The 4810-nt window shown below is 50.6% G+C and carries 4 protein-coding genes; 3 read left to right on the top strand and 1 reads right to left on the bottom strand.

Going from position 1 to position 4810, the window contains the following annotated elements:
* Both lon and ACEW8P_RS15640 read left to right on the top strand, forming a co-directional pair.
* The coding region (lon, locus tag ACEW8P_RS15635; RefSeq protein ID WP_373514015.1) for an endopeptidase La at nucleotides 1-1505 on the top strand (1505 nt) is incomplete at its 5' end.
* A 93-nt stretch (nucleotides 1506-1598) separates the two neighbouring features.
* Nucleotides 1599-2753, top strand: coding sequence for a DUF748 domain-containing protein (locus tag ACEW8P_RS15640; RefSeq protein ID WP_373514016.1), 1155 nt, complete (start codon nucleotides 1599-1601; stop codon nucleotides 2751-2753).
* A gap of 106 nt (nucleotides 2754-2859) precedes the next feature.
* Here ACEW8P_RS15640 and purU read toward each other — a convergent pair whose 3' ends face one another.
* Nucleotides 2860-3714 (bottom strand): formyltetrahydrofolate deformylase, encoded by an 855-nt coding sequence (purU, locus tag ACEW8P_RS15645; RefSeq protein WP_373514017.1) that lies wholly within the window; start codon nucleotides 3712-3714, stop codon nucleotides 2860-2862.
* A 228-nt stretch (nucleotides 3715-3942) separates the two neighbouring features.
* On the opposite strand from purU, the gene ACEW8P_RS15650 reads away from it, so the two are divergent.
* Nucleotides 3943-4810 (top strand): sugar phosphate isomerase/epimerase family protein (locus tag ACEW8P_RS15650; RefSeq protein WP_373514018.1); only part of this gene is annotated, 868 nt, incomplete at its 3' end.

Raw genomic sequence — 4810 nt, forward strand, 5'->3', positions numbered from 1 at the left:
TGCCGTGGGAGGAATTTACTAAGGATAATTTCGACCTCGTACGGGCGCAAAAAATCCTCGACTCTGAACACTTCGGTTTGGAAAAGGTGAAGGAGCGCATCATCGAATATCTGGCGGTCTTGAAACTGAAGAACAATATGAAGGCCCCGATTCTCTGCCTGTACGGCCCTCCCGGCGTGGGCAAGACTTCGCTGGGTAAGTCGGTGGCCAAGGCCCTCAACCGCAAGTACATTCGCATGGCCCTGGGCGGTGTTCATGACGAAGCCGAAATTCGCGGCCACCGCAAGACCTACATCGGTGCCATGCCGGGCAAGGTGATTCAGCTTATTAAGCGGGCAGGTTCGTCCAATCCGGTCTTTATTCTGGACGAAATTGATAAGGTAAGTTCTGACTTCCGGGGCGACCCGGCTTCGGCCCTGCTGGAAGTACTTGACCCCGAGCAGAACGCTAACTTTACTGATAACTTCATGGAGGTCGAGTATGATCTTTCGAAAGTACTTTTCATCGCCACGGCCAACTCCCTCGAAACCATCAATCCTGCCTTGCGCGACCGGATGGAAATCATAGAGATGACGGGCTACACGATGGAGGAAAAGTTGCAGATCGCCAAAAAGTACCTCGTTCCCAAACAGCGGAAAGAGAACGGATTGAAAGCCACCAACGTCAAAATTGAAGACAAAGCCCTGCAAAAGGTTATCGAGGGATACACCCGCGAGTCGGGTGTCAGGAATCTGGAGCAGAAGGTTGGTACATTGATGCGTAAGGTGGCTAAGTCCATCGCCATGGAACAGGACTACTCCAAAACGGTGAAGGCTGAGCAGGTCGAGAAAATGCTCGGAGCGGAGATTTTCGACAAAGATTTGTACCAGGACAACGACATCGCGGGCGTCGTAACTGGCCTGGCCTGGACATCGGTAGGCGGCGAAATTCTGTTTATTGAAACCAGCCTCAGCCGCGGCAAGGGTGTCCTGACGTTGTCGGGACAACTGGGCGACGTGATGAAGGAGTCTGCCGTGACGGCACTTTCGTACCTCAAAGCTCACGCCGAGCGGCTGGGAATCGACTACCGCGTATTCAATCACTATGATCTGCACGTCCACGTTCCCGCCGGGGCGGTACCCAAAGATGGCCCGTCGGCGGGTATCACTATGCTTACCTCAATGGCTTCGATCTTCACCCAGCGACGTGTAAAGCCGTTCGTCGCCATGACGGGCGAAATCACGCTCCGCGGCAAGGTGCTGCCTGTAGGTGGTATCAAGGAAAAAATACTGGCGGCCCGCCGGGCGGGAGTGAAGGAGATCATTCTTTGTGTGAAAAATAAAAAAGACGTGAACGAAGTCCAGGCCGATTATATTAAGGATTTGTCGTTCCATTACGTCGATACGGTAGATGAGGTGCTGGCCGCCGCGCTACTACCAGAAACCGTCTCTCGACCCATGAAATTCGTTTTTCCTGAAGAGAAAAAGGAGGAGCCGAACGGTACTTTACCGGTGGTGGTGGTTTAGTACGGGACGCTTTGGCATCAATTTTTACAGAAGCAATTAGCTTTGGAGTTCCTAAAACGGGAACTCCTTTTTTACACCAAACCATTCTGCATTTTGAAAAAGTCGGTAAAGATTTTTCTCGGCATCGTCATATTACTTATTGTAGCGCGGCTACTGCTACCCTACTTCGTATTGAAGTACGTGAATAAGACGCTGGCCGACCTCGACGGCTACACCGGACATGTGAGCGACGTGGACATTACACTGTACCGCGGGGCCTACCAAATCGACAGCATCAACATTCGTAAAGTAGATGGCAAGATCGAGAAGCCCTTTATCATGATCCCAAAAATGGACCTTTCCGTCGAGTGGAAGTCCCTGTTTAAAGGTCAGCTAGTGGCGGAAGTGGCCTGTATACGGCCCGAAATCAATTTTGCTTTCAGCGAAAGCGAGGAGGCCAGCCAAACCGGAACCGAAGAAGACTGGACACAGGTCATCAAAGATCTGTTGCCGATCAATATCAACCGCTTTACGGTTACCAACGGCACAATCAACCTCACCAACGTGGTATCGCAGCCCAGCACCGACCTGTCAATGAAGGATTTTGACCTCGAAATCGCCAATATTCGCAATGTGGTCGAGAACGACGATAAATTTCCCTCACCCGTGACAGCCTCGGGTGATCTTCCCGGTTTCGGCGGCACGATGACTTTTGACGCCAATATGCAGTTGCTGAAGGAAATGCCGGACATGAACTACAATCTCAAACTCAATGACCTGCAACTTGTTAAGCTCAACGCGCTTTCCAAGCGTTACGCCGGTATCGACTTTGAAAAAGGAACGCTTGATTTGGTGAGTGAAATGGAAATGCTGGATGGCAAATTACAGGGTTACCTCAAACCGCTCACCCACGACATGAAGATTTTTGAGTGGAACGAAGGCGATAAACGAACCGTCACGCAGTTTGTGATTGAATTATTGGCAGAAGGTGGTAACAAGCTACTGGAAAACAAGGTGAAAGATCAGGTAGCGACGCGTATCCCGCTGAATGGGACCGTGGAAAACGTTGAAACGGGTGTGTGGCCTACGCTCATCGGAGTGCTGCGCAACGGCTACGTTAGTGCCCTGACCGATAGCTTTGACAACACGCTTAGTGTAAAAGAAGCCTGGGATCTCTACCGCGAAGACCGACGCGAACAAAGAGAAGAACGCCGCGAAGAGCGAAAGGAAAAGCGCGAAGAAAGGAAGGCCGAGCGGAAAAAGCGGTAGGGGCAAAGGTAGAGACGCGGCATGCCGCGTCTGGCGGGCGAAAGCAACCCACGCCTGACCCGTAGCGTTCAAGCGAAGCAAAACAGGATCCTTAGCGCCGGAACCCTTATAAAATCACCGTCCGGTTATCGTAAATGAAAACCCGGTCGTTAAAGATCAATTTCAGGGCCTTCGATAGTACCAACTTTTCTGTATCACGGCCTAGTGTAGCCATATCGGCCGGCGTGAGACGGTGATCCACTTCCTTGACGTCTTGCGCGATGATTGGGCCTTCGTCCAGGTCGTCGTTTACGAAGTGGGCCGTGGCGCCGATAATCTTCACACCTCGCTCGTAGGCTTGCCGGTAAGGATTGGCTCCCATGAAGGCAGGCAGGAAGGAGTGATGAATGTTGACGATGCGGTTGTTATACTGCTGCACGAAACTGGGCGTCAGCACCCGCATGTACTTGGCCAACACCAGGTACTCAGGCTGATAAACTTCCAAAGTCCGCAAGATAGCGTTCTCGTGTTCTTCACGACTCTTGTGTTCGTGCGACACAAAATGGAAGGGGATGCCGAATTTGCTCACCAGGGGCTGTAAGATGTTGTAATTACTTACTACCGCCTGGATGTTAGCGTCCAGTTCGTCGAAGGCGTATCGAATTAGTAGTTCGGCCAGGCAATGATGTTCCTTTGTGACCAGCAGCACGATGTCCTTTTTCTTAGTCGGATTGATGCGCAGACCGATTCCTTCGGGTAGTTCGGCTTCGAGCGTTTTTGTGAGTTGGGTCAGGTCAGCATCACCCTCGAACTCCGTCCGCATGAAAAACCGCCCGGATGGACTAACGTACTCGTCGTTCTTAATGATGTTTTGCTGGTTCTCGAACAGCACGCGAGTTACCAGGTAAATCAGTCCTTTGTGGTCGGGGCCGTTCATCAACAGAACATGACGATGGTCTTTGGGAGGTTGGCGCTTGGCCATTAATTGCGGGCTTTTTTGTTTCAGAATAACATATTACAGCAACAAAGTAACGACAAAGCACGATGGGACGAAAACTTCGAACTGAAAGTCAGTTTTCGTTGGACGTTTTCAGGGAGACTATTGATAGATTTATGAGTAAAACAGGAGCAAGTTTTTCTTTGCTAGAAAACGGGTACTTGTTTAGTTTATTAGTGTAAAAATCTTTAAATCAATAACTTATTATTTAAAATGATGAAGAAAATATTCATATTTATCGCCGCGATCACTTTGATAGGGCTTGATTTTTCGGCGGTACAGGCGCAGAAAAAGGGCAAACCACTTTACACCCACCCGCTGGGTGTGCAGGCTTACACTTACCGTAATCACTGGGACAAAGGTGTAGCCGCCGTGTTGGACACGATTCAAAAACTGGGGATCACTGAAATTGAAGCGGGCACACCGAAAGGACTCACGCCCGAAGAATTCCGCGAAATGTGTGCCGCGAGAGGTATCGATATTGTTGGCACCGGAGCAGGTTACGAACAAATCGTGAAAGATCCGATGAAAGTCGTGGAGCAAGCCAAGGCTTTGGGTTCCAAATTCGTGATGGTAGCCTGGATTCCGCACCAGCGTGGTCAATTTAATCTCGAGAATGCTAAGAAAGCCGTGGAGGACTTCAACCGCGTCGGCAAAGTACTGAAAGACAACGGACTTACGTTTTGTTATCATACCCACGGCTATGAGTTTCAGCCTCACGGCGATGGTACGTTGATGGACTACCTCATTCAAAACACAGACCCAAAATACGTATCCTTCGAAATGGATGTGCTTTGGACGCACTTCGGCGGTGGCGATCCGGTGGCCTTGCTCAACAAATACGGCAGCCGCTGGAAGCTGATGCACCTCAAAGACCTCAAAGAGGGTATAGAAGGTGACCTGACGGGCGGCACTCCCCATGAAAACGACGTACCGCTCGGCACTGGGCAAATCGACATGGAGAACGTGATCCGCGCCGCCAAGAAGGTCGGCATCAAACACTTTTTCATCGAGGACGAAAGCGAAAAGGAACTGGCCTTCGTACCGATAAGCATCGAGTACTTGAAAGGGCTGCGGCAGT

The organism is Persicitalea sp., assembly GCF_041751555.1.
GTDB lineage: Bacteria > Bacteroidota > Bacteroidia > Cytophagales > Spirosomataceae > Persicitalea.